This window comes from Fulvivirga imtechensis AK7, from assembly GCF_000331535.1.
GTDB lineage: Bacteria > Bacteroidota > Bacteroidia > Cytophagales > Cyclobacteriaceae > Fulvivirga > Fulvivirga imtechensis.
Genome location: NZ_AMZN01000096.1, coordinates 1 through 2429, shown reverse-complemented (window position 1 = coordinate 2429; position 2429 = coordinate 1). Strand labels below are relative to the sequence as shown.

The window sequence follows — 2429 nt, the reverse complement described above, 5'->3', positions numbered from 1 at the left end:
CGTGTGGCATTGAAATTCTTAACGCCATTTTCTCAAGGCCGTTCAGGTAACTTGTCATTATACCACAAAAACAACTAAAAAGTTGTTGGCTACCTCCCCGAGGCAAGTTCGGGACAGGCAGGATGACTACCCTTTCTAAGCATTTTATATCGAACTCACGTTATATTAAGAAAAACCAGGATATAGTCAAAAGGTTATGGCCGATTATCGTCACTTGATGCGTGAAATCCATTATTCACATTTCAGTTTTCCTTAAAAGAATGAAGCAAACAACCCGCTGGGTACCAGCAATCAAGATCTGTCCGGGTTTATTCACTAATTTATGAAGCCGATCCCTGATATAATTCCAGACAAACTTTGATACATTGATAGCAGTGTTAATAACACAAAAATTAACACAATTTTACTAAATTTGAGACAACTCTATATTGGCTTTTCTTTTTGATAGACTATTACAACATACTTCAGGTAGACAGGGAAGCTTCGCAAGAAGTGATAAAGGCAGCGTATAAAAGACTGGCTGTAGAATATCATCCTGATAAAAGTGATCACCCGGAAGCCACACAGAAATTTCAGGAGATATGTCAGGCTTATCATGTGTTAGGACATGAAGGGAAAAGGCTCATGTATGACCTGAGCCTGATCGAAACCTTTCAACTTAAAAAAAACTACCTTAACGGAGAAAGCGATGAAGAAAAAAGACGCATCATATCGTCTTTTGGCAAAAGATCGTACCAGGAATTGATTGCCGACTATGTGAAGTATGCTCGTTATATTTCCAGAATAGCGTTTATTTTTTGCTTGTTTCTTTTTTTGGATTACTACATGCCGCATCAAAAAAGCATAGAGAAAATTATATTCATAGAAAGAGAAGATGGTATTTATGGCAGCTCCTCCGGGAGGGAATTGATCGTAACACTTTATACTGACCAGAACACCGTACTCCGGCTACCCGATGATGATTACGACTTTTTTAATGCAGGTGACGAGGTTGTTGTCTCCAGAACACGTATAACCGACTCCACTATTGCAGTGGCCAGGGCATTTCGGCCTGGTACCTCCGTTAATGTACGTGGTAGCATTTATGGGCCTAAGATCATTATGGTCTTTGCCCTGGCTTTTTGTGCCCTTATGGGTGGATTCATTTACCCTACAGCACATGGGACCTTCAGCTTTGGAGTAGCCAGTACCTTTTTAATGATAACGGTGCTGATCCTGCTTTAGTACTCCACTACTGTATCCGAATGTAAACTTTAGTTGCTATATTGGGCACACCGTTAAACACTATGCCATGATCAAATCAATATTTGCTATTTGCACCATTATCTTCGCTGCCACTACAGCTTCTCTTTGTCAAACAACTGAAACCAGTGCAGACAGCATCCCTCAACTTTTCGAGCCGGGGCGTATTTCTACCAAATATCCTAATCGTGATATCGCAATTTCCCCTGACAGGGAGGAGATCTTCTATACTTTTCAAGGCTATAAACGAGAATTCAGCGTGATCATGCACCTGATGCAGATCAATGGCGAATGGATGGAGCCCGTGGTTGCCAGTTTTTCCGGTCAATTTCATGACCTGGAGCCCGCCTTTGCTCCTGATGGAAAAAGACTGTATTTCGCCAGCAACAGACCTACGGAAGAGGGTAGTAAAAAAGCGGATTATGATATTTGGTATGTAGACAAGGAACATGGAAAATGGGGCACACCCGTCAACGTAGGAGCTCCTGTAAATACTGATAAAAATGAGTTTTATCCCTCTGTTGCAGAGAACGGTTCTCTCTATTTCACAGCGGAGTACGAAGGAAACAAAGGTAAGGAAGATATTTATGTCAGCCGGTATTCAGACGGAAAGTATGCCCGGCCGGAAAGTCTCAGTGAAGGAGTTAATAGCGAAACATATGAGTTTAATGCCTTTGTTGCTCCTGATGAAAGCTATATTATCTTCAGTTCTTACGGCCGGGCTGATGATCTTGGTGGTGGAGACCTCTATATCAGCATGAAAAATGAACAGGGAGAATGGACAAATGCCAGGCATTTACCAGCACCCATCAATTCGGAGGCATTGGATTATTGCCCTTTTGTATCTGCTGACCAACAATACTTCTTCTTTACCAGCAACAGAAGTAAGGTTCAACAGGCTGATAAGTATAAGGAATTGATCCTGATGATGGAAAGCATAGAAAATGGCTTTGACAACGTATATTGGATGAAGGCTGACCGGGTCTTAAAAACCCACTAATCATCATTAATTTACAGTAACGTGAGTTCGATATAAAATGCTTAGAAAAGGGCAGTCATCCTATCCCGAAGGCTTTAAGGCTTTCGGGAGAAGGATCTTCCTAAGTTGTTGGTAGTATCCTTGAACTTAGTAAGATTCTTCGTGCCTCCCCGAAGGCAAGTTCGGGACAGGCAGAATGACCTTAAAA

The 2429-nt window shown here is 41.6% G+C and carries 2 protein-coding genes; both read left to right on the top strand.

Features of this window, described 5'->3' with window-relative positions:
• The first annotated feature begins 441 nt into the window (after positions 1-441).
• Positions 442-1224: a DnaJ domain-containing protein gene (locus C900_RS30915; RefSeq protein WP_009583012.1), complete on the top strand. Its 783-nt coding sequence runs from the start codon at positions 442-444 to the stop codon at positions 1222-1224.
• 67 nt (positions 1225-1291) lie between these two features.
• Positions 1292-2242, top strand: a complete 951-nt coding sequence (locus C900_RS24340; protein ID WP_009583011.1) for a PD40 domain-containing protein — start codon at positions 1292-1294, stop codon at positions 2240-2242.
• Positions 2243-2429 lie beyond the last annotated feature (187 nt).